Source organism: Nocardioides sp. BGA-UO-ETr-FS32, from assembly GCF_059567905.1.
Genome location: NZ_JCAQOX010000017.1, coordinates 685,527 through 708,286, shown reverse-complemented (window position 1 = coordinate 708,286; position 22,760 = coordinate 685,527). Strand labels below are relative to the sequence as shown.

21 protein-coding genes are annotated in these 22,760 nt (G+C 71.5%); 10 read left to right on the top strand and 11 right to left on the bottom strand.

Features of this window, described 5'->3' with window-relative positions:
• Window position 1: 1 nt before the first annotated feature.
• On the bottom strand, window positions 2–1,435 hold the full coding sequence (locus AC57BS_RS23540) for a rhodanese-like domain-containing protein (RefSeq protein WP_496413866.1): 1,434 nt from the start codon (window positions 1,433–1,435) through the stop codon (window positions 2–4).
• A 145-nt stretch (window positions 1,436–1,580) separates the two neighbouring features.
• Here AC57BS_RS23540 and trxA point away from each other — a divergent pair, with 145 nt between their 5' ends.
• Both trxA and AC57BS_RS23530 read left to right on the top strand, forming a co-directional pair.
• Window positions 1,581–1,952: a thioredoxin gene (gene trxA, locus AC57BS_RS23535; protein WP_496413865.1), complete on the top strand. Its 372-nt coding sequence runs from the start codon at window positions 1,581–1,583 to the stop codon at window positions 1,950–1,952.
• Window positions 1,952–2,215 carry a metal-sensitive transcriptional regulator gene (locus tag AC57BS_RS23530; RefSeq protein WP_496413864.1) on the top strand — a complete coding sequence of 88 codons (264 nt, stop codon included), beginning with the start codon at window positions 1,952–1,954 and terminating at the stop codon, window positions 2,213–2,215. Before trxA ends, AC57BS_RS23530 begins: the two co-directional genes overlap by 1 nt.
• 21 nt (window positions 2,216–2,236) lie before the next feature.
• Here the strand turns inward: AC57BS_RS23530 and AC57BS_RS23525 are convergent, their stop codons facing one another.
• The 3 genes from AC57BS_RS23525 to dnaB all read right to left on the bottom strand — a co-directional run bounded on the left by AC57BS_RS23525 (window position 2,237) and on the right by dnaB (window position 4,799).
• On the bottom strand, window positions 2,237–2,692 hold the full coding sequence (locus AC57BS_RS23525) for a hypothetical protein (protein WP_496413863.1): 456 nt from the start codon (window positions 2,690–2,692) through the stop codon (window positions 2,237–2,239).
• Window positions 2,693–2,795: 103 nt separating this feature from the next.
• Window positions 2,796–3,329 (bottom strand): DUF2243 domain-containing protein, encoded by a 534-nt coding sequence (locus tag AC57BS_RS23520; protein WP_496413862.1) that lies wholly within the window; start codon window positions 3,327–3,329, stop codon window positions 2,796–2,798.
• Between the two features lie 72 nt (window positions 3,330–3,401).
• Window positions 3,402–4,799, bottom strand: coding sequence for a replicative DNA helicase (gene dnaB, locus AC57BS_RS23515; RefSeq protein WP_496414226.1), 1,398 nt, complete (start codon window positions 4,797–4,799; stop codon window positions 3,402–3,404).
• A gap of 551 nt (window positions 4,800–5,350) precedes the next feature.
• Between dnaB and AC57BS_RS23510 the strand changes: the two genes are divergently transcribed.
• The 4 genes from AC57BS_RS23510 (at window position 5,351) to AC57BS_RS23495 (ending at window position 13,378) form a co-directional block, all read left to right on the top strand.
• Window positions 5,351–6,697, top strand: a complete 1,347-nt coding sequence (locus AC57BS_RS23510; RefSeq protein ID WP_496413861.1) for an MATE family efflux transporter — start codon at window positions 5,351–5,353, stop codon at window positions 6,695–6,697.
• A 39-nt stretch (window positions 6,698–6,736) separates the two neighbouring features.
• Entirely contained in the window at window positions 6,737–7,921 is a 1,185-nt protein-coding gene (locus AC57BS_RS23505; protein WP_496413860.1) for a hypothetical protein, read from the top strand.
• A 193-nt stretch (window positions 7,922–8,114) separates the two neighbouring features.
• On the top strand, window positions 8,115–12,851 hold the full coding sequence (locus tag AC57BS_RS23500; RefSeq protein WP_496413859.1) for a S8 family serine peptidase: 4,737 nt from the start codon (window positions 8,115–8,117) through the stop codon (window positions 12,849–12,851).
• A gap of 125 nt (window positions 12,852–12,976) precedes the next feature.
• Window positions 12,977–13,378 carry a DUF8738 domain-containing protein gene (locus AC57BS_RS23495; RefSeq protein WP_496413858.1) on the top strand — a complete coding sequence of 134 codons (402 nt, stop codon included), beginning with the start codon at window positions 12,977–12,979 and terminating at the stop codon, window positions 13,376–13,378.
• A 73-nt stretch (window positions 13,379–13,451) separates the two neighbouring features.
• On the opposite strand, the gene rplI is transcribed toward AC57BS_RS23495, so the two are convergent.
• The 4 genes from rplI to rpsF form a co-directional block, all read right to left on the bottom strand.
• Entirely contained in the window at window positions 13,452–13,898 is a 447-nt protein-coding gene (rplI, locus tag AC57BS_RS23490) for a 50S ribosomal protein L9 (protein ID WP_496413857.1), read from the bottom strand.
• Between the two features lie 14 nt (window positions 13,899–13,912).
• Window positions 13,913–14,149, bottom strand: a complete 237-nt coding sequence (gene rpsR, locus AC57BS_RS23485) for a 30S ribosomal protein S18 (protein WP_056603689.1) — start codon at window positions 14,147–14,149, stop codon at window positions 13,913–13,915.
• A 139-nt stretch (window positions 14,150–14,288) separates the two neighbouring features.
• A complete protein-coding gene (locus tag AC57BS_RS23480) occupies window positions 14,289–14,909 on the bottom strand; it encodes a single-stranded DNA-binding protein (RefSeq protein WP_496413856.1) in 621 nt (206 codons plus the stop codon).
• A gap of 114 nt (window positions 14,910–15,023) precedes the next feature.
• Window positions 15,024–15,314, bottom strand: coding sequence for a 30S ribosomal protein S6 (gene rpsF, locus AC57BS_RS23475; RefSeq protein ID WP_496413855.1), 291 nt, complete (start codon window positions 15,312–15,314; stop codon window positions 15,024–15,026).
• A gap of 348 nt (window positions 15,315–15,662) precedes the next feature.
• Between rpsF and AC57BS_RS23470 the strand changes: the two genes are divergently transcribed.
• Together AC57BS_RS23470 and AC57BS_RS23465 are read left to right on the top strand one after the other, a co-directional pair.
• Window positions 15,663–16,601, top strand: coding sequence for a serine/threonine-protein kinase (locus AC57BS_RS23470; RefSeq protein WP_496413854.1), 939 nt, complete (start codon window positions 15,663–15,665; stop codon window positions 16,599–16,601).
• Window positions 16,598–17,398, top strand: coding sequence for a deoxyribonuclease IV (locus AC57BS_RS23465; RefSeq protein WP_496413853.1), 801 nt, complete (start codon window positions 16,598–16,600; stop codon window positions 17,396–17,398). The genes AC57BS_RS23470 and AC57BS_RS23465 overlap by 4 nt, the downstream gene beginning before the upstream one ends.
• A gap of 22 nt (window positions 17,399–17,420) precedes the next feature.
• Here the strand turns inward: AC57BS_RS23465 and AC57BS_RS23460 are convergent, their stop codons facing one another.
• Window positions 17,421–18,083 carry a class F sortase gene (locus tag AC57BS_RS23460; protein WP_496413852.1) on the bottom strand — a complete coding sequence of 221 codons (663 nt, stop codon included), beginning with the start codon at window positions 18,081–18,083 and terminating at the stop codon, window positions 17,421–17,423.
• Window positions 18,076–19,026, bottom strand: coding sequence for a hypothetical protein (locus tag AC57BS_RS23455; RefSeq protein ID WP_496413851.1), 951 nt, complete (start codon window positions 19,024–19,026; stop codon window positions 18,076–18,078). The genes AC57BS_RS23460 and AC57BS_RS23455 overlap by 8 nt, the downstream gene beginning before the upstream one ends.
• Before the next feature lie 325 nt (window positions 19,027–19,351).
• Here AC57BS_RS23455 and AC57BS_RS23450 point away from each other — a divergent pair, with 325 nt between their 5' ends.
• On the top strand, window positions 19,352–20,488 hold the full coding sequence (locus AC57BS_RS23450; RefSeq protein WP_496413850.1) for a lipid II:glycine glycyltransferase FemX: 1,137 nt from the start codon (window positions 19,352–19,354) through the stop codon (window positions 20,486–20,488).
• 36 nt (window positions 20,489–20,524) lie between these two features.
• Window positions 20,525–21,604: an alanine racemase gene (locus AC57BS_RS23445; RefSeq protein WP_496413849.1), complete on the top strand. Its 1,080-nt coding sequence runs from the start codon at window positions 20,525–20,527 to the stop codon at window positions 21,602–21,604.
• Here the strand turns inward: AC57BS_RS23445 and AC57BS_RS23440 are convergent.
• Window positions 21,515–22,756 (bottom strand): hypothetical protein, encoded by a 1,242-nt coding sequence (locus AC57BS_RS23440; RefSeq protein ID WP_496413848.1) that lies wholly within the window; start codon window positions 22,754–22,756, stop codon window positions 21,515–21,517. The genes AC57BS_RS23445 and AC57BS_RS23440 overlap by 90 nt on opposite strands.
• Between the last annotated feature and the right edge of the window lie 4 nt (window positions 22,757–22,760).

Genomic DNA, 22,760 nt, shown 5'->3' with positions numbered 1-22,760 from the left:
GTCAGACCGTCGGGTGCGGGTCGTCACCCGGGCTCACCAGGTGCAGGCCGACCTTCTCGGCGTTCTCGAACGAGTCGTCGATCGCGACCAGGTCGCGACCGGCGGCGTCGAGGAACGACGCGGCGACCGAGGCGCGATAGCCGGAGGCGCAGTGGACCCACACCTCACCGGCCGGCACCTCGCCCACCCGGCGGGGCAGCTCGTGGATGGGGATGTTGACCGCGCCGGAGATGGCGGAGTCCTCGTGCTCGTCGGCGCGGCGGACGTCCAGCACGACGACCTCGCGGTGGTGGCGGACCTGTGCCAGGTCGGCGAACGTGCCGGTTGCGAAGGACGCCAGCTCTCCGGTCGCCCAGCGCTCGGGCCCTCCGGTCGCCTGGGCGGCGGGTCGGTCGATGCCGATGCGGACCAGCTCGCGCTGCGCCTCGGCGACGTCGTCCTCGGTCTCGCCCAGCAGTGTGACCGGGGTGCCCCACTCGATCAGCCAGCCGAGGTAGGTCGAGAACGCCCCGTCGAGACCGAAGTTGAACGTGCCGGGCGCGTGGCCCGCAGCGAAGGCGGTGCGGTTGCGCAGGTCGACGACCCACTCGCCCGCCTCGATCCGGCGACGCAGCTCGTCCGCGTCGGCCTCCTGCACCGGGGACAGGTCCGCGGCCCCTGGCCCGGCGGCGTTGGCCGGGCCCATGTGGACGTAGTAGGCCGGCCAGGCGCCGAGCCCGGCGAGGAGCTCGCGGACGTAGGTCTCCTCGTCCTGGGTCAGCACCGGGTTGGTCTGCTTCTCCTGGCCGATGGTGGACTCGGTCGCGTCCGACTGGGTGGCCGAGCAGAACGAGCCGAAGCCGTGGGTGGGGTAGACCTCGGCGGCGTCGGGCAGATGCTCCGCGAGCTTGTGCGCGGAGGCGTGCTGGTGGCGGACCAGGGTGTCGGTGTTCTCCTCGCCGAGGAGATCGGGTCGGCCGGTGGCACCGTAGAGCAGGGACCCGCCGGTGAAGACGGCGTACGGCTCGTCGCCGTCGGCACCGGTCGTGGCCAGGGCGTAGGACAGGTGGGTGAACGTGTGCCCGGGCGTGGAGATCGCGCGCACCACCATGCGCTCGCCGACGGCCACCGTCTGGCCGTCGGCGATGGGGGTGCGCTCGAAGGACACCTCGTCCTCGCCGTTGACGTGGTACGCCGCTCCGGTCCGCCCGGCCAGTGCCAGGCCGCCGGTCACGTAGTCGTTGTGGATGTGCGTCTCGAACACGTCGGTCAGCCGTACGCCCTGCTCGTCGAGCAGGTCGAGGACGCGGTCGATGTCGCGTTGCGGATCGACCACGAACGCGACCTCGCCGTCGTGGACGACGTAGCTGCGGTCGCCGAGGGACGGGGTCTCGAGCGGGATGATGGTCAGGTCGGCGGTCATCACGGTCTCGGTCTCGCGGGTGTCCTGGCTCATGAATGCGCTCCCTCTCGTCGACTGGGTGTGTCGGCTACGTTCCCCGTACCGGGATGGGTATTCCCCCGGTCGGAATACCGCCGGGGGTATGTCCGTTGTGCTGACGGACCCACGCGGAAGCGCCACGACAGCGAAGGAGAACCCCATGGCCACCATCGACCTCGGTGCAGCGAACTTCGAGAGCACCGTCACCGGCAACGACATCGTCCTGGTCGACTTCTGGGCGTCCTGGTGCGGTCCGTGCCGCATGTTCGCCCCCATCTACGAGAAGGCGTCGCTCGCGCACCCCGACATCGTGTTCGGCAAGGTGGACACCGAGGCGGAGCAGTCCCTCTCCGCCGCCGCCCAGATCACCTCGATCCCCACCCTGATGGCCTTCAAGGGCGGCACGCTGGTCTTCTCCCAGCCCGGCGCTCTCCCTGCGGCCGCACTGGAGCAGCTCATCGCCGCCGTCCGCGACCTCGACGTCGACGCCGCCCTCGCGGAGCAGCAGGCCGCGGAGCAGCGGAGCGCCTGATGGAGCTCGACCCCACTGAGATGACCCCGGCCATCAATCGGATCAAGCGAGCCCGCGGCCAGCTCGACGGCGTCCTGAGGATGCTCGAGGAAGGCCGCGACTGCGAGGACGTCGTCACCCAGCTCGCAGCCGTCTCACGCGCCCTCGACCGCGCCGGGTTCGCCATCGTCGCCACCGGGCTCCAGCAGTGCCTGACGAAAGGCGACGACGTCGACAGCGTGGACGTGAAGAAGATGGAGAAGCTCTTCCTCTCCCTGGCCTGACGTCCCTACCGGGCGGGCGCGTCAGCGCCGGCCGGCCGCTTGGAGTGCCTGCTCTGCCGCACCCGGTGCGGCGGGGTCAGGGAGGCCCGCGAAGTCGCCCCGCAGGGCCTTGATGGCCGTGCGCTCGGCGTCGATCTCGTTGCGTGACCGCGCACCCAGCCGGCGGAACACCTCGATGGGCGGACACCACCCCTGGATCGCGTGCTGGAGCAGGAAGCCCGGCACCACCGCCGTGAGCATCAGCCAGCGCTTCGAGTGAGTGGCGGCGAGTGCCGTGCTGAGCAGCATGATGGTGGCCGCGTTCGCCTCCAGCTTCCGCTCGATGTCCCACTGCTTGTCGAGCTCGTAGAGGTGCTCGCGGGCGACCCCTCCGGGCGCGCTCGCGAAGCGACGAACTCGTTCGAGTCGTTCCCTGTCGAGCTGGCGAGTCGCCTTCTCGCCCGAGTGGCCCCTGACGGGGTCGGTGTCCGAGGACATGGTGCCTCCTGTGCCGATGGGTCCGGATCCACGACGTACCCGCGCAGGCCACGTCGGATGCGTCCCACCCACCTCATTCGGTTGCGGCCCCCGGCTGCTGCGGTCAGAGAGCGCGGGGCTCCCGGCCCTGCTGACCGAGCTGACGCTCACCGATGCGCTGCAACGACCATCCGCCCACGACGAGGAGCACACCGAAGACCAGGAACCCGATGTCCCACGACAACGGACCACCGAGGTCGTCACGCACGTGGTGGACACCCAGCAGCTGGTGGTCGACCACACCTTCCACGACGTTGAAGAAGCCCCAGCCGGCCAGGACACCACCCAGGTGGAACTTCCAGTTCGGGGCAAGCCGGCTCTGGCGCCATTGCGCGAGCGTGACGATCGACGCACCGACCACGAAGAACCACGACGCAACGTGGAAGAACCCGTCCGCCATCGTGTTCACCTCCAACCCGGCGACCGTCGTCACCGGGTACCCACCGACGTCACTGACCATGTGGTGCCACTGCAGGATCTGGTGCAGGACGATGCCGTCGATGAAGCCTCCCAGACCGATGCCGTGCATGATCCCGGCCGCCTTCGACGGTCGCTCTCCGACCTTGCCTGCTGAGCTCACCGTCTGCGTCTCCGTCACGTACGTCCGGTACCCGCTCGACAGGCAGTGATGCTCCGGTCCCGTTTCTTCCTGGACGCAGGCAGCGGACGCTCAGCCCTGGGCCATGTCGACGAACCGGGAGTAGTGGCCCTGGAAGGCCACGGTGAGGTCGCGAGTCGGACCGTTGCGGTGCTTGGCCACGATCAGGTCGGCCTCGCCGGGGCGGGTCGACTCCTTCTCGTAGACGTCGTCGCGGTGGAGCAGGATCACCATGTCGGCGTCCTGCTCGAGCGAGCCGGACTCACGCAGGTCGCTCATCATCGGGCGCTTGTCGCCACGCTGCTCGGGACCACGGTTGAGCTGCGACAGCGCGATGATCGGGCACTCGAGCTCCTTGGCGAGGAGCTTGATGTTGCGGGAGAACTCCGAGACCTCGAGCTGACGCGACTCGACCTTCTTGCCCGAGCTCATCAGCTGCATGTAGTCGATGACGATGAGCTTGAGGTCGTGGCGCTGCTTGAGCCGCCGCGCCTTGGCCCGGATCTCCATCATCGTCATGTTGGGGCTGTCGTCGATGAACATCGGCGCCCCCGACACCTGGCCCATCTTGCGTGCGAGCTTCTCCCAGTCGTCGTCGCGCATCGTGCCGTTGCGGATGTGGTTGAGCGGCACCTTCGCCTCGGCGGAGAGCAGGCGCATCATGATCTCCGAGCGCGTCATCTCCAGGCTGAAGAAGACGCTGGTGAGGTTGTTGTGGATCGACGCCGCGCGGCAGAAGTCCAAAGCCAGAGTTGATTTCCCCATAGCGGGTCGAGCCGCGACGATGATCATCTGTCCGGAGTGCAGACCGTTGGTCAGGTCGTCGAGGTCGGCGAAGCCCGTGGGCACGCCGTAGAGGCCGGCCTCGCGGTTGCCGATGGCCTCGATCTCGTCGAGGACGCCGCTCATGATGTCGCTCAGCGGCGCGTAGTCGACGGCCGCGCGCCGGTCGGTGACCTTGTAGACCTCGGCCTGCGCGTGGTCGACCACGTCGTCGATCTCGCCCTCGCCGGCGTAGCCCAGGGCGGCGATGCGGGTGCCGGCCTCGACCAGGCGACGCAGGATCGCCTTGTCGCGCACGATCTCGGCGTAGTAGCCCGCGTTGGCCGCGATCGGCACGTTGGCCGAGAGGGTGTGCAGGTAGGGGGCGCCGCCGATGCGGACCAGCTCGCCGCGCTTCTGCAGCTCGGCGGCAACGGTGATCGGGTCGGCCGGCTCGCCGCGACCGTAGAGGTCGATGATCGAGTCGTGGATGATCTCGTGGGCCGGACGGTAGTAGTCGACGCCCTTGATGACGTCGACGACGTCGGCGATCGCGTCCTTGGACAGCAGCATCGAGCCCAGCACGCTCTGCTCGGCGGCGTTGTCCTGGGGAGGCGTACGGTCACCGGCCGAGCGTGGCGAATGACCGGGCTCGTAGGCCGCCGGGCCGTCGCCCCAGGCCTCGTCGGTGTCCCCTTCGAAGGCGATGCTCACTCCGCGCTCCTCCACTCCTGTGCCGCCCACGGTCCGACCACGACCCACTCTCGACCCACCGTCCTCGACGGTAGGTGCGACCACCGACACCGCTGCGGACCCGGGCCCGCGAGTGGCGTCCAGATCCACGTCCGCGCGAGACCGTACGTGCTCCGGACGGCTCAGGGGAAGCCAGCGCGGCAGAGTTATCCACAGGCTCTGTGGAGAACCTGCGGACGAGGGTGGACGACACGCAGGCAGCAGTGCACATGACGTGGACGAACCTGTGGACATGAGGACGAACTACCGACCGAACACCGCTCTGACCTGCGACAACGCGACGCACAGGCTGTGGAGGAGAAATACACGGCCGCGGCGGTCGTTCACCCGTCCGACATCTGGAAGATGCCGTCCGCTCGGTCACCACCCCGCCGTGACCAGCACCATCGGCGCGTCATCCACACGGCCATTCACAGGTAGTCCGAAGGGACTATGTACGCGCCGGGAGCCGGCCGGTATCAGGTCCGGCACGGCCGACGTCGGGCGTCGTTCCTAGAGTTCGACGCGTGACGACCGACCGCGAGACCAACCGCGAGACCGACCGCGAGATCCTGCGCCTGGCCGTCCCCGCCTTCCTCGCCCTCGTCGCCGAGCCGCTGTTCCTGCTCTCCGACGCCGCGATCGTCGGCCACCTCGGCACCCCGGAGCTCGCCGGCCTGGGCGTCGCCGCGGCCGTCCTGCAGACGGTGGTCGGCCTGTGCGTCTTCCTCGCCTACGGCACCACCGCGAGCGTGGCGCGACACCTCGGCGCCGGCGACCTCCGCGCCGCCCTCGCCCAGGGCGTCGACGGCGTCTGGCTGGCGGTGCTCATCGGGACCCTCGCCACCGTCGCCGGCATCGTGCTGACCCCGACCCTGGTCGGCGCCTTCGGCGTTGGCGCCGAGGTCGCCGACCACGCCGAGACCTACCTGGCCATCGCCTTCCTCGGCACCACGCCCTTGCTCGTGATGCTCGCCGCGACCGGCGTGCTGCGCGGCCTGCAGGACACCCGTACGCCGCTGCTGGTCGCCGTCGTCGGCAACGGCCTCAACATCGTCTTCAACGTCGTCCTCGTCTACGGCCTCGACCTCGGGATCGCAGGCTCCGCCATCGGCTCCGTCCTCGCCCAGGTCATCAGCGCCGCGTGGTTCCTCGTCGTCGTGGTCCGCGCGGCCCGCGCACACGACGCACCCCTGTCCCCCGACCGCGCCGGCATCGCCGCGGCCGCGCACGCCGCCGTCGCGCTCGTCGTCCGTACGCTCGCGCTGCGCGCCTGCCTGCTCGTCGGGACGTACGCCGTCACCCGCGTCGGCGCCCAGGCCACCGACGTCAACGTCGCCACCCACCAGATCGCCATCACGCTCTGGAGCTTCCTCGCCTTCGCCCTCGACGCCATCGCGATCGCCGCGCAGGCGCTCACCGGCCGTGCCCTCGGCAGCGGCGACGTCGACGGCACCCGACGGCTCACCCGCCGGATGGTCAGGTGGGGCTGGAGCAGCGGGATCGTGGCCGGGCTCGCACTGGCCGCGGTCGCCCCGTTCATCGGTGCGGTGTTCACCACCGACCCCGCGGTGCGGGACCTGCTCGTGCCCGTCCTGCTCGTCGCCGCGCTCGGGCAGCCGCTCGCCGGGATGGTCTTCGTCCTCGACGGCGTCCTCATCGGCGCCGGCGACGGCGTCTACCTCGCCTGGGCCGGGCTCGTCGTGCTTGCGGCGTACGCCCCCGCCGCGCTCTGGGCCGCGACCCTCCCGCAGGGCCTGGTGGCGGTCTGGGTCGCGATGGCCTTCGTCTTCATGGGCGCGCGCGGGGTGCTGCTGTCCTGGCGCGCACGCGGTGACCGGTGGCTCGTGACCGGAGCGACGTCTGCTCGTTGAGCAGGCATCACGACCGTGGGAGGGTCCGAGGTGGGTCAGATGGAGAAGCAGCGCGCAGCCGTCCGGCTGGCAGTCCGGCTGGGGGTCGTCACGCTCGTCGCAGGAGCACTCGTCCCCCTGGCGGGAGCCGGACCCGCGGCTGCCGAGCCGGGATGCGTCGACGAGACCGCGCCCAGCATCCTGCAGAACGGCTGCGACGACAGCACGCCGCCCGACACCACCCTCACGGTGTCCACCACGCCCAACGCTGCCGGCATGGTCAACGTCTCCGCCATGACCTTCGCCGTGCAGGCCCAGGTCTCCGACGGTGACGCCGGTCCCTTCGGCCTCGAGTGCACGCTGGCCGGCGGGCCGCAGGCCCACGGCTGGCGCGCCTGCACCAGCCCCGTGACCTACGCCGACCTCCCCGACGCCGCGGCCGGGACGTACGTCTTCCAGGCCCGCGCCGTCGACCTCGGCGACGCCGGCCGCAGCCCCGACGTCAACCCGCTGCTGCCCCCGGCGGTCGCCGACACCCCCGACCACGACCCCAGCCCTGCCACGGTCCGCTGGGGCCAGGACACCCGGGCGCCGTTCGTCTTCGTGACCTCCACGTCCTACGACGAGATCACGCCCACCCAGCCAGTGGTCACCGGCGCGAGCGTGCCGATCCGGCTCAACAGCAGCGAGGCGGGCGCGACGATCGAGTGCACCGACAACGGCCGACCCGTCGCCTGCACGGCCGGCCGGTGGGAGCTCGAGGACCCGCGAGCCGGCCGGCACCGGTTCGCCGCGCGAGCTGTCGACTCCGCCGGCAACGCCAGCGCCTGGTCCGCACCGGTCGAGTTCTTCGTCCCCCGCAACCTCACCCGCCAGCGCGGCTGGAAGAAGGTGCGGGACGCGGGCTTCTTCCGCGGCGACGCTCTCCGGGCCACCCGACGCGGGGCCCGGCTCGTGCTGCCCCGCGCCAAGGTCGGCGAGCTCCGCCTCCTCGCCCCGAGCGGCCCGGGCTACGGCAAGGTGCGGGTGCGCGTCGGCAGGCGCGCGTGGCACGTCGTCGACCTCTCCGGCCCGAAGGCCGCCGTGCGCCAGGTCGTCGTCATCGACCGCTACTCCGGGATCCGCTCTGGCCCGATCGTCATCGAGTCGCTGAGCAACAAGCGGGTCGTCGTCGACGCCGTCGTGGCCCGGCCCGACCGCTTCCCTGCCGCGACCCGGACGGACGGTCCGCGGCCGGCGCGCTGATACACGCGGAGACACTCCGGGGTTACGTCTCAGTTACGAGAGAATCTTCAGGCGCGGTTTTCGTTGACACGCGCCCCACGTGTGACTTCAGATACAGGGGCTCCACCCTCATCCCGCCTGGATGACGTACGCATTCGCTCTCGGGGGCGCGTCGTCATGCGGTCGGACCAGTCTCGTCGAACGGGAGATCCGCGTGATCCGTCGCACCATCGCGGCAGGCGCTGCCACCAGCGTCGCTGCCGCACTACTCGTGCCGTGGGGGACGGCTGCCAACGCAGCCGACCTCGACCCCGGCAGCCTCAAGCCTGAGAAGGCAACCCCCGCGCAGGCCTTCGAGAAGGGCACGGTGCTGGAGCTCGGCACCGGCACGAAGGCCGAGACCTACATCGTCCAGCTGGACGCCCCTGCAGTGCCCACCCGCGCCGGCGCCGAGAGCCGCGGCGAGGCGAGCACGCAGTCGGAGTCGGCCTACCGCTCGGAGATCAAGTCCGAGCAGGCCGACCTGGTCTCCTCCATCTCCGAGGTCACCGGCGGCAGCGCCAAGGTGCTCTACCGCTACACCGAGGCGATCAACGGCATCGCGGTCAACCTGACCCGCGCGCAGGCACAGAAGGTCTCCCGTCTCGACGGCGTCGCGGCCGTCCAGGTCGACTTCGAGCGCGAGCTCACCACCGACAAGGGCCCCGAGTGGATCGGTGCGCCGTCCATCTGGGACGGCACCAACGTCCCCGCGGCGTTCGAGGGCAACAAGGGTGAGGGCGTCATCGTCGGCATCCTCGACTCCGGCCTCAACCCGAGCAACCCGTCGTTCGCCGACGTGGTGCCCGCGGAGGACGGTGGCGACGGCTACGACCACACCAACCCGCTCGGCGCCGGCAACTACCTCGGCATGTGCGACCCCGCCAACACCGCGCAGTACGTCGCGGACTGGGGCTGCAACGACAAGCTGATCGGCTACTACAACTTCGAGAACCCCGCGGCCGGCGGCGACCCGTTCGACGACCCCTACGACGACGACGGCCACGGCAGCCACACCGGCAGCACCACGGCCGGCAACCAGGTCGACGCCACCGCGTACGCCGCCAAGGGGACTCCCAACGAGTTCTCCGTGACGTCCACCATCAAGGGTGTCGCGCCCCACGCCAACATCATCGGCTACGACGTCTGCGACGGCGGCTGCCAGGGCTACTCGATCCTGGCCTCCATCAACCAGGCGATCCTCGACGACGTCGACGTGATCAACTACTCGATCGGCTCCTCGGCCGCGTCCAACCCCTGGACCGACCCCGACGCCGTCGCGTTCCTCAACGCCCGCGAGGCCGGCATCCACGTCGCCACCTCGGCCGGCAACGCCGGCCCCGGTGCCGCCACGCTCGGGAGCCCGGGCGACGTGCCGTGGATGACGACGGTCGGTGCGACCACGCACGACCGCAAGTACGTCTCCTCGGTCACCGACCTGGCCTCGGACGCCGGGGCAGGTCCGGCCGACATCGCGGGTGCCGGTCTGTCCGGCCCCACGGACGCCGCCTACCCGCTGGTCGACGCTCGCTCCATCAACAGCAACGCGCTCTGCGAGGCCGAGAAGTTCCCGGCAGGCACCGACCTCGCCGGCCAGATCATCCTGTGCGACCGCGGCGTCACCGGTCGCGTCGAGAAGGGCGAGGTCGTCGCCGCGCTCAACGCCGAGGGCATGATCCTGGCCAACGACCCGGCCAGCGGCAACTCCCTCAACGGTGACGCGCACGCCCTCCCGGCCGCGCACATCACCTACGACGACGGCGTCGCCCTCCGACAGTGGATGGGTTCGGTCACCGGCGAGAAGGCCGCGCTCTCCGGCTCGGTCGCCGACGTCAAGGACGCCAACGGCGACATCATGGCCGCCTTCTCCAGCCGTGGCCCCAACCGCGCGGTGTCGATGATCAGCCCCTCCGTCTCGGCTCCCGGCGTGGACATCCTCGCCGCGGCCGGCGCGGAGGACGAGGTCGTCTGGGAGTTCATCTCCGGCACCTCGATGGCCAGCCCGCACACGGCCGGCGCGCTCACGCTCCTCAGGGGCATGCAGCTCGACGTCCCCGCGGCCGACCAGTGGAGCCCGGCCGAGGCGCAGTCCGCGCTGATGACCACCGCGGAGCGCGACATCACCGACTCCGACGGCACCGCTGCCGACTGGTTCGACATGGGCTCGGGTCGCATCGAGCTCCGTCGTGCCGCCAAGGCCGGCTTCGTGCTCGACGAGGACCTCGCCGGCTACCAGGGCGCGAACCCCGCGCTCGGCGGCGACGTCCGTGAGCTCAACACCGCGAGCATGGCCGACGACGAGTGCCTGCAGACGTGTGAGTGGACCCGTACGCTCACCGGCACCGCCACCGGCGCCGGCACGTGGACGGTCTCGGTGGAGAACATCTCCGAGGGCGTCACCCTCGACACCGACGTCGACACCGTCGCGCTGACCGACGGCGGCACCGCCGACGTCACCGTCACCGCGACCGTCGACGCCGGCGTGGACACCGACACGTGGCTCTTCGGCACCCTGGTGCTGACGCCGCCCGCCGGCTCCGAGGCCCCCGTGGCGCACCTCCCCGTCGGCGTCCTGCCGTCGGCCGGCGTGCTCCCCGAGTCGATCGACATCACCACCCGTCGTGACGCCGGCTCCCAGGTGGAGTCGGGCTTCGAGGCCATCGCCATCAGCGACCTGCAGGTCGACGCCAGTGGTCTGGTCCCCGAGGACAGCGTCGAGCTCTCGATCGCCGAGGACAGCACCAACACCGACCCGTACGACGGCAACGGCACGCACGTCGAGATGCTCGAGGTGCCCGCGGGCGCCACGAGCCTCATCGCCAAGCTGGAGAACCCGACGGCGCCCGACTTCGACCTCTACGTCGGAACGGGCGAGGTGTCCGCGGCCAACGAGATCGCACTCAGCGCGAGCGCGGGCTCGGACGAGGTCGTCGAGATCGCCAACCCCGAGCCGGGCACCTACTGGGTCCTGGTGCAGAACTGGGAGGCCTCCACGGCCGGTGGCACCGACACCACCGACCTGGTGACCGCGGTGGTCGCCGGCGACCAGGGCAACCTGCGCGCCGAGGGCCCCGAGGGCGCCCTGCCTGCCGCCACGCCGTTCTCGATCCGCACCTTCTGGGACGAGGACGACATGGAGGCCGGTCAGACCTGGCACGGCACGCTCACCCTCGGCACCTCGCCGGCCAGCCCGGGCGACATCGGTGTCGTGCCGGTGACGGTCGAGCGCGTCGAGGACGACGTGACCAAGACCGCGGACGTGGACGAGGCGGCACCGGGTGACACCATCACCTACACCGTCGAGGTCGCGCCCAACGTCTCGCGCGAGGACCTGACCTACACCATCACGGACGCACTGCCCGAGGGCACGACGTACGTCGAGGGCTCTGCCACCGACGGCGCCACCTTCGCCGACGGCACGGTGTCGTGGACCGGGGAGCTGGCCACGACGTACGGCCTCGAGGGCACCTACTCCTTCACCACCAGCGCGGAGGACGCGTCCTGCACCACGCCGTTCGACGGCTACCTCGACCTGGCCGGGCTGAACATCCCGGCCGACGACGGGATCACCGGTGACACGGCGACGTTCGACGCCTTCGGCACGGGTGACTTCGGGTTCTACGGCACGTCCTACCGTGGCCTCAGCTTCGCCGACGACGGGTTCCTGACCTACGGCGACGGCTACGGCGACCCGGGCGCCGGCGACGAGCCGTGGACGGTGCAGTCCGTCCCCGACGTCGCCAAGCCCAACAACGTGGCGGCGATGCTCTGGCAGGACATGGAGTTCCGCTACGACGCGGCGTCCGGCGCGGGTGTCACCCTCGCCAGCACCGCGGGCGCCAACGGGTTCGACCCCGGTGAGATCGGCATCATCGAGTACGACAACATGCGGTTCTTCGAGGACGAGACCGCGACCTACGGCCAGCTCGACATGCAGGCCTGGGTCGTCGACGGCAGCAACGACATGTGGTTCGCCTACGACAACATCACCGCGGGCAACGGCATCCTCCTCGGTGGCAACGCCGGAGCACCGGTCACGATCGGCACCGAGAACGCCGGTGGCACGTCGGGGCAGGCCGTGGTCAACGCCGGCAACGCCGGTCCGGTGCTCGAGGACGGCCTCGTGGTCTGCGCGACCTACGACGGTCCGGTCGCCGAGAGCGCCAGCTTCAGCTACCAGGTGACCGTGGACGGCGACGTCCACGAGCGCCAGCGGCTGGTCAACGAGGCCGTCCACACGACCAACGACCCGGGCGCCAAGCCCGCGTCGGCGACCGACACGGTCGTGGTCAAGGGCGCCTCGGAGCGCAGCGAGGTCGCGCTGTCGATCAACCCGGACCGCATCGAGACCGGTCAGACGACCGCGGCCACGGCCACGGTCTTCAGCGCTGGCGAGACGGTCGCGACGGGCACGGTCGAGTTCTGGGCGGGCGACCGCAAGGTCACCTCCGCCACCCTGGACGCCACGGGCAAGGCCACGGCCACGCTCGGCGGCTTCACGACCGCCGGGACCATCCCGGTGACCGCGAAGTACCTCGGTGACCCCGCCAACCTCGGCAGCACCTCGGCGCCGGTCAACCTGGTGGTCTCGGCCCCGGGTGCCCCGACGCCGAAGGTGAAGTCCCGGATCGACGTGGACGCCCCCAAGGTGATCAAGCAGGGCAAGCGCGCCAAGCTCAAGATCGCCGTGTCCGCCCCCAACGTCGTGCCCACCGGCACGGTCGAGGTGACGGTCAAGGGTGTGCTCAAGAAGAGGACCTGGACGCTGACGCTCAACGAGTACGGCAAGGCCCGTCTCAAGCTGCCGAAGGCCAAGAAGGTCGGCAAGATCAAGGTGAAGGTCGAGTACCTCGGTGACGCCGCGGTGCTCGGCAGCAAGGAGAGGCTGAAGATCAGGGTCGTCAAGGACTGATCGAGGTGATCCTCACCTGATCCACACGGAGGGGCCGGCGGTGGCAACACCGCCGGCCCCTTCGTCATGTCTGGAACCCGTCACGTGCGGAACGTCTCCGGGAGCCCTGCCGTCAGACTGGGGTGATGCACGCGATGCGCCGCCTCCCCCTGCTGCTGGTGACCTCCGTCCTGGTGGCAGGCTGTGGTGGCACCGACCAGCCCCCGACCGGCCAGGAGACAGCCGTGGACCCCAGCCCCTCGTCCAGTCCCTCTTCCAGCCCCTCGTCGGGCGCGCCGGCCGACGCTGTACTGGCGGTCGACGACCTGGCCGCCACCCTCGACATCGCGGCCGACGAGGTGGAGGTGGTCTCCACCGAGGAGGTCACCTGGCGCGACGGCAGCCGCGGCTGCGCCAAGCCGGGTGAGATGTACACCCAGGCGCTCGTCGACGGCCTGCGGATCACGCTGCGTGCCGGCGGGCGGACGTACGAGTACCACTCCGGCGGCAGCCGGCCGCCCGCGCTCTGCGAGAAGCCGACCGAGTAGTCCCGGACAGCACGACGGCCCGCCACCCCTCAGGGGCAGCGGGCCGAGCGTGGGTCGTACGGTGCGCGTCGCGTCAGGCGGGGACGACGTTGAGGGCCACCGTGGCGGACACCTCGTCGTGCAGCTTGACCGACACCTCGTGGGCGCCGAGCGTCTTGATCGGGTTGACCACCACGATGGTGCGGCGGTCGACCTTCTCGCCGGACACGGCGGTGATGGCGTCGGCGATCTCGGTGGTGGTGACGGCGCCGAACAGGCGACCGCCCTCACCGGCGCGGACCTTCACCATGACAGCGTTGGCCTCGAGCTTGGCCTTGACGTCCTTGGCGTGGTCCTCGTCGCGCACCGCGCGGGCGGTGCGGGCGGTCTTGATCGACTCGATGGTCTTCTCGCCGCCGCGGCTCCAGCGGATGCCGAGGCCACGGGGGACGAGGTAGTTGCGGCCGTAGCCGTCCTTGACCTCGACCACGTCACCGGGGGCACCGAGGCCCTCGACCTCCTGGGTCAGGATGAGCTTCATGTCTCCCGCTCCTCTCAGCGACCGGTGGACGTGTAGGGCAGCAGGGCGAGCTCGCGCGCGTTCTTGACGGCGATGGCCACGTCGCGCTGGTGCTGGACGCAGTTGCCGGTCACGCGACGGGCGCGGATCTTGCCGCGGTCGGAGATGAACTTGCGGAGGAGGGTGGTGTCCTTGTAGTCGACACCGGTCGCCTTCTCCTTGCAGAACTGGCAAACCTTCTTCTTGGGCTTGCGCAGAATTGCCTTGGCCATTGTGGTGCTCCCTTTCAGTGAGCCCGGCCCTGAGGCAAATCAGGGACGGAATGGAATGAATGTCTTGCTGGTGTTCCGGGTCAGCTACCGGTCGGTGATCGAGTAGCGCCGAGGAACGAGGTGCGTATCGAGATCCTGATCAGAACGGAGGCTCGTCGTTGCCGCCGCTGACCCCGGGCGTGGCCCACGGGTCGTTGGGCGGTGCGGACTGGCCGCCACCCTGGGGCTGGCCGCCCTGGGACTGACCGCCCCAGCCGCCGCCACCCTGCGCGGGCGCCGGGCTGGCCCACGGGTCGTCGGCCGGCGCGGACGCGGACTGCTGCCCGCCACCGCCGCCACCACCCGAGTAGCCACCGCCGCCGCCACCGCCGGAGTAGCCGCCACCGCCGCCCTGTCGAGTCGTCTTGGTGACCTTGGCCGATGCAGAACGCAGCGACGGGCCGACCTCCTCGACGTCGATCTCGAAGACGGTGCGCTTCTCACCCTCGCGGGTCTCGTACTGACGCGACTTGAGGCGACCCTGGACGATCACGCGCATGCCCCGCTGGAGGGACTCGGCGACGTTCTCCGCGGCCTGCCGCCACACAGCGCAGGAGAGGAACAGCGTGTCGCCGTCCTTCCACTCGTTGCTCTGGCGGTCGAAGGTGCGCGGCGTCGACGCGATCCGGAAGTTGGCCACGGGTGCCCCCGAGGGGGTGAACCGCAGCTCCGGGTCGTCGACGAGGTTGCCGATGACGGTGATCGTGGTCTCGCCTGCCATGTCAGGTCTCCTCTAGATGTCCTGATGATCCGGGAGTGCTCCCGGTGATGCGCCCATCAAACAGGCACTCACCGACAGCGGGAAGGGTCTTTCCACAGATGCCCGAGCGGGCGATCAGTGGGCGTCGGGACGCATGACCTTCGTGCGCAGGATCGACTCGTTCAGCGTGAGCTGGCGGTCGAACTCCTTGACCGTCGCGGGCTCGGCCGTCAGCTGGATGACGGCGTAGATGCCCTCGGCGTTCTTCTTGATCTCGTAGGCCATCCGGCGACGGCCCCACACGTCGACGGACTCCACGGAGCCGCCGTCCTTGCGGATGACGTTGAGGTACTTGTCGAGCGAAGGCTCGATGGTGCGCTCGTCGAGACTGGGCTCGAGGATGACCATCACTTCATAAGCACGCATAGCGGTCTCCACCTCCTCTGGGCTAGAGCGGCCACGGGCTTTCCGTGGCAGGAGGGACTGTGCGTTCACGGCGTACGACGTGGGTCGCGGCACCGCGGTCACCCGAAGGCAACCCGGGAAGATTACCAGCGGGGGACGTACGCCCGGAATCGTCGGCTCGCCAAGCCGCGCAGCGGGCCGGCCACCGGGGGCTTCGCACCCGAGTTTCGTGGTTCGAGGCACGGATCTCTACCTGTAAGCAGGGCGGTCACCGGATATCCGGTGACCGCCCCCCGAGCAGCCCGCGTCGCCCGGACCGAGCCTGTGGAGGACGCCCCCGCGACGCTCGCCCGGCGCTAGCGTCGAGGGGTGCCCGCGACAGCGCCCCGCTCCGCCACCGTGGTGGCCGGGCGCTACCGCCTGCTCGACCAGGTGGGCAGCGGCGGGATGGGCTCGGTGTGGCGCGCCCACGACCTACGCACCGGGCAGGACGTGGCCCTCAAGGTGCTCGGCCGGCACGGCTCGGCGCTGCTGGCCCGCTTCGTGCGCGAGCAGGCGATCCGGGTGCGGCACCCGCACGTCGTGGCGCCGCACGGATGGGCGGCGGAGGACGACCTGGTGGTCCTCGCGATGGAGCTGGTGCCCGGCGGCTCCGTCGCCGACCTGCTGCGCGAGCACGGCCCCCTCGACCCCGGCACCGCCGCGCTCCTCGTCGAGCAGCTGCTGATGGGGCTGGGCGCCGTGCACGCGGCGGGGCTGGTGCACCGTGACGTGAAGCCCGCCAACCTGCTCCTCGAGGCCACCGGCGACGGCCCACCGCACCTGCGGCTCGGCGACTTCGGGGTGGCTGCGCCGATCGCGGACCGCCGCTTCACCACGGTGCCCGGCGCCATCGGCACCGACGGCTACATGGCTCCCGAGCAGGCCCGCGGGGCGCCTCCGGAGCCGACCCAGGACCTGTACGCCGTGGGACGGGTGGCCCTCGAGCTCGTCACCGGACTGCCCCCTGCACGGCAGCGGGACATTCCCTCCCACCCGCTCCGGCCGCTCCTCGAGCGCCTGCTCGTGAGCGACCCGGAGCAGCGTCTCGCCACCGCCGACGCTGCGCTGCGCCTGCTCCGCCGGCTGCCGGTGCCCCCGCCCGCCGGCCCGCCCGTGCCCGACCGCCTCGGCCCGGCCCCGCGCCGTGGGCGTACGTCCCGCACCGAGCCCCGCGACCCCGTCGACTGGCCCGGCTGGCTCGCGGTGGTCGCCCTCGTCGGTGTGGTCGCCGGGTGTCTGGGGGTCCTCCTAGGCTGGTCCTCATGAGCACCCCACTGCCGATCGGCGCCCACGTCGAGCAGACCGACCCGATCGCCGAGGCGGCCGCGCGCGGCACCACGCTGGTGCAGTTCTTCCTCGGCGACCCCCAGGGCTACAAGGGGCCCGAGGTGCGCTTCGAGGGCGGGCCCGCGGCACTGCGGTCGACGGCCGAGGAGGCGGGCGTCGACCTCTACGTCCACGCGCCCTACATCGTCAACGTCGCCACGACCAACAACCGGATCCGCATCCCCAGCCGCAAGCTGCTCCAGCAGCACATGGACGCGGCGGCCGAGATCGGGGCCAAGGGACTGATCGTCCACGGCGGCCACGTCAACAAGGCCGACGACCCGGCCGTCGGCTTCGACAACTGGCGCAAGGCGATCGAGGCCACCGACCTCAAGATCCCCCTCCTCATCGAGAACACCGCCGGCGGCGACAACGCGATGGCACGCCACCTCGACCGGATCGCCGGCGTCTGGGACGCGATCTCGGCGGCCGAGGGCGCCGAGCACGTCGGCTTCTGCCTCGACACCTGCCACGCGTGGGCCGGCGGCATCGAGCTCGGCGACGCGGTCGACAAGGTCCGCGCGATCACCGGCCGCATCGACCTCGTCCACGCCAACGACTCGCGCGACGGCTTCGACTCGGGTGCCGACCGCCACGCCAACTTCGGCCACGGGCACCTGCCGGCCGACGAGTTCGCCGCCGTGGTGCGCGAGGCCGGAGCACCGGTCATCTGCGAGACGCCCGGCGGGCCCGCGGAGCACCTCGCGGACTTCGCGTGGCTCCGCGAGCACCTCTGACCCCACCGGGGCCCGGTCGGACTCAGCCGGCCGGGCGCGCCGTGACCACCACGTTGCTGCGATAGGCGGTGCCGTCCCAGTCCTCGCAGGTGATGAGCACCAGGCGACCCGGACCGTTCCGGGAGAACAGGGACGCGCTCCTGCGCGCGAGCTCGTCCCGGCTGAGCACCTCGACGGCGTCGACCACGTAGGCCACCTCGCGCGCCCCGGAGCGTACGAGCACGTCGTCGCCGGCAGCCAGCGTCTCGAGGTCGTCGAAGGCACCCCCACCGGCGCGCACCGTGTGCCCGGTGACGACGGCTGCCCCGGCGGACGCGCCGGGGCGGGCGCCGCCGGTCCACCATCCGACCTGCTGGGGGTCGGAGGGGGGCGTGAGCGCGCCGTCCTCGGTGCGGATGCCCGTCACCGGCGCCCGGACCCCGAGGTCGGGCACGACGACGAGGTCGGGACGTACGCCCGGGTCGGCGGGCGCCCGGGTCGGTGCCGGGCTCGGCGACGACCCGGCCGTACGCCCCGGCTCGCGCACCTGCACCGCAGCGGGAGGCTGCGACGTCGACGCGGCCTCGGGGGACGGAGGGGTCCCACCGAGGCCGCCGCCGGCCAGGAGCAGCCCACCCGCGACGAGCGCGGGTGCGACTGCTCCCAGCAGGACGGCTGTCAGCCGACGGCCGTGCGCATCAGCCACGGGCGCGGCGCCACCCGAGGCCGGCGAAGACGCCGCCGAGGAGCACGAGCAGCGCTCCCAGCAGGACCTGGGTCGGGCTCGGTCCGGCCGGCTCGGCGCCGGTCAGACCGGCGTTGACCGCGGTCGGCAGCTGCTGCTGCTGCGACGGAGCGGCCGACGGGTTCGTCGAGTCGTTGCCGCCGTTGTTGCTGCCGGGGTTGTCGTCGTCGTCCGCGAACGCCTGCTCGCCCAGCACCTCCGGCTCCTCGGTCTCCTCCGGCTGCGTCTCAGGCTGAGTCGGCGGGGTCGTCGGCGGGGTCGTCGGCGGGGTCGTCGGCGGGGTCGTCGGCGGGGTCGTCGGCGGGGTCGTCGGCGGGGTCGTCGGCGGGGTCGTCGGCGGGGTCGTCGGAGGGGTCGTCGGCGGGGTCGTCGGCGGAGTCGTCGGCGGAGTCGTCGGCGGGGTCGTCGGCGCGCAGCCCTCGACCCAGAAGACCTTGGTCTTGGTGTCGTTGCCGATGGAACCGGGCGTCGCGATCGTGAGCTTCACGTGGTAGCCCTGCTGCGGGTGCGGAGCGCCGGTGAACGACAGGGTGTAGGTCTGTCGGCCGTCGAGGCCGGTCGGCGTGCCCGCGCCCGTCGCGGGGTCGCCGCCGACGAAGACCTGCGGAGGTCCGGAGACGGTCATCCCGACACCGGTGGTCGGAGCCTGCTCCTCGAAGGCGACGTTCGAGACGATGTCGGCTCCTTCGTCGAACCCGTACCACTCGACGTCGAAGCTGCAGCCGACGTGCGGAGTGTTGTCGGGGATGGAGTCGATGTCACCCAGCGGCGCGATCTTCACGGTGCCGTTGTTGCCGGGCGGGTCGGCGAGGGCGGCGATGGGCGCGGCGGTCACCATGCCGAGGCAGACGAGGGCGGCGAGGCCGAGTCGCGGGGCGAGGCGATAGCTGTTGTTCGAGGTCATGATGGATCCCCCAGGGGTTGGTGCCCGCGCCTGTCGCGCGAACGTGGCGGGGGCGCGAAGAACCTTCGATCTCCCACAGACCGCATCGCGGCCCCCTCACACCAGAGAACGTCGGCCCCACCACAGGGGGTACGCCTAAAGGGCGGATTCGGTTGAACATGAAACCTTTCTTGAAGAAGTCCAGAGGATCTTGACGAAACCGGCGGTCCCACTGCGAGGACAAGGTCCTGAGGACTGCAACCAAACCGGCCCCCGCTGCGTCTCTTCTGACGAAGGGACCAGACACGTACGGGGGTCGTGTCTGGTCCCTTGTAGCCTCTCCGGGGTGACGACCCCCCTGACGCTCCGCCCGATCTCCGCGCAGGAGCACCGTGACTTCATCGCCGGAAGGTCGTCCGCCAGCTTCCTGCAGACCCCGGCCTGGGCGAGCGTGAAGGCCGACTGGAAGGCCGAGTCGATCGGCTGGTTCCGAGACGGCGACGTCGTCGGCGTGGGGCTCGTGCTCTACCGGCAGCTGCCGAAGGTCAGGCGCTACCTCGCCTACCTGCCCGAGGGCCCGGTCATCGACTGGGCCGGCGACGACCTCGAGGAGTGGCTCGCGCCGATGGTGGCGCACCTCAAGCGCCAGGGCGCGTTCGCCGTACGGATGGGGCCGCCGGTGGTGACCCGCCGCTGGTCGGCCGCGCAGGTCAAGGCCGGGATCGCCGACGAGTCCGTACGACGGCTCGGGGACGTGCCTCCCCACGAGCGGTCGCAGGACGGTGCGTGCGTCATCGCCCAGCTGCACGAGCTGGGCTGGCAGCAGCAGACGGCCGAGGGCGGCTTCTCCGCGGGGCAGCCGCAGTTCAACTTCCAGATCCCTCTGGTCGACGAGGCCGGCGAGCCGCGCTCGGAGGCAGACGTCCTCGCCGGGATGAACCAGCTCTGGCGGCGCAACATCAAGAAGGCCGACAAGGCGGGCGTCGAGGTCTCGCTCGGTGAGCGCGCCGACCTCAAGGCGTTCCACGACCTCTATGTCCACACCGCCGAGCGCGACCACTTCACCCCGCGACCGCTGTCCTACTTCGAGACCATGTACGACGCGCTCGCCGCCGAGGACCCCGACCGGATCCAGCTCTGGCTCGCCCGGCACGAGGGCGACCTCGTCGCCGCCACCATCGCGATCCGCGTCGGCACCCACGCCTGGTACTCCTACGGCGCGTCCTCCACCGAGAAGCGCGAGGTGCGCGGCTCCAACGCCGTCCAGTGGGCGATGGTCCGCCACGCCCTGGCCGGCGGCGCCCACGTCTACGACCTCCGCGGCATCACCGAGACCCTCGACGCCGACGACCCCCACGTCGGGCTGATCCAGTTCAAGGTCGGCACGGGCGGCGAGGCCGTCGAGTACGCCGGCGAGTGGGACCTGCCGATCAACCGGGCGATCTACAAGGCGTTCCAGGTTTACCTGGCCCGGAGAGGGTGAGGCGCGGATGAGCGAGCGCAGCGAGCGAGTACGCGCATGAGCCTGACGCTCACCGTCGACGGCGAGCGGTGGCGCCGGCACCTGCTCGCGACCGTCGAGCGGCACCCCGGCATCGTCCCGGTCGCCAAGGGCAACGGCTACGGCCTCACCCTCGGTCGCCTCGCCCGCCGCGCACAGTGGCTCGCCGACCACGTCGCCGACACCGGGGCGCCGGTCGACACGATCGCCGTCGGCACCTACGACGAGGTGGAGCAAGCAGCCACGCGCTACGACGGCGACCTGCTGGTCCTCACCCCGTGGCGGCCCTTCGGCGCGGCGCTGGACCTCGACCCGCGTACGTCCGCGCGGGTCGTCCACACCGTCAGCCGCGTCGAGGACCTCGCCTCCCTGCGCGAGCGGCACCCACGGGCGCGGTTCGTCCTCGAGCAGCTCACCTCGATGCTGCGCCACGGCATGACCCGCCGGGACCTCGCCGCAGCTGCCGATGCGCTCGGTCCGGAGCGCAGCGGGCTGCGCGGGGTCGCGATGCACCTGCCGCTCAACACCACCTCGCACCTCGGCGAGGTCACCCGGCTCATCAACGACGTCGTCGCCTCGGGCCTGCCCACGCGCACCGTGTACGTCTCCCACCTGACCGGCGCCGAGCTGGCCCGGCTTGCCACGAGCTATCCCGACTTCACCGTCCGTCCGCGCATCGGCACCGACCTGTGGCTCGGCGACCGCGGCGCGCTCGCCGTCACCTCGACGGTGCTCGACGTGCACGAGGTCGAGCGCGGCGACACCTTCGGCTACCGCGGCCGCAGCGCGCCCAAGCACGGGCACATCGTGGTCGTCAGCGGCGGGACGGCCCACGGCATCGGCCTCGAGGCGCCCACCGGTGACCAGTCCCTCAAGGCGCGCGCGGCGACCCTCGCCCGTGGCGGCCTCGACGCGGTCGGGTTCGTCCGGTCGCCGTTCTCCATCGACGGCAAGCAGCGCCTCTTCGCCGAGCCGCCGCACATGCAGGCCTCGATGCTGTTCGTCCCGTCAGGGGCGCGGGTGCCCCGCATCGGCGAGGACATCGACGTCCGGGTCCGGTTCACCGCCACCGACTTCGACCGGGTCGTCGTCGGCTGAGGCGTCCCTGAGCACCGCGACCACGAGCCACACCAGGCCGGCGACCCGCAGCAGGATCGCGAGCCAGTAGGCCCGGCCGTCGTCGGCCACGGTCGGCACCAGGGCCTGCCCGACGTACCACCCGGTGATCACCCAGCTCACGAGGTGCAGTCCCTGCCAGACCAGCAGGTCGCGCCAGCGGCGTACGGCGACGGCGGCCAGCGGGAGCACGAGGAGGGCGGTCTCGGGCGGGGCCGAGGGCGCCACGACGAGCGCGGTGGCGAGCAGGACCAGTCCCGCCCGGGCGGTGGTCAGCACGGAGGGTCGACCGGCGCGCCGCACCAGCCACCACACGGCAACCCCGGCCGCCGCGAGGACGGCGAGCTGCACGAGCGTCCGCGACGCCGTTGACCCCCCGAGGCCGAGCTGGTCCAGCAGCAGCCAGATCGACCCGAGGTCGGGGTTCTCGACCCGCGCCCGTCCGGGCAGCGTGACCACGACGTACGCCGCGGCCGCCGCGAGCAGGGCGTCCACGCGGTCGCGCAGTCGCCCGCCGACCGCGACCACGCCGACGAGGGCGACGGCCACCGGGAGGGCGAAGGCGGCACCGATGCCGGCACCGACTCCGGCGAGCCAGGGCCGGCCCGACGTCCAGCCCCACAGCAGGACGGCCACCCCCACCGCGGCCACCAGCTCCCACGAGAGCCAGTGGACGAGCAGGACCGGGGACATCGCCCAGCCGGCTGCGGCCCACGGCCGGCGTGCGTCGACCCGGACGAGGAGGGCCGTCGCGACGAGCGCGAGCGCGGCGAGGAGGACGGCCAGGACGGCGGTGGTGGCGACCGTGCCGGAGCCGGGGAGCGCCTCGGCCAGCCGGACCAGCCACGTGGCGACCTGCGGCGGCGACCCGGCGTCGGCGGACGCGCCGGCCAGGTCGCTCCAGCACAGCTGCGCGAAGGGCTGGTCGGGCCGGCTCCACCCGGACGGGACGCACGCCGTCTTGCTCACCATCCCGCCGGCCAGGACGAGCGCGGTGGCACCGAGGAGGACGCGCTGGGCGTTCCACCAGCGGTGGCCGGCCGCGTGCGCCCCCACGGGACCTCCGACGACCTCCGACATCGCCGAGGCGACGGGGTCGGTGCGCGTCGGCGCCTCATGGGGCGGGCGGTCCACCGGT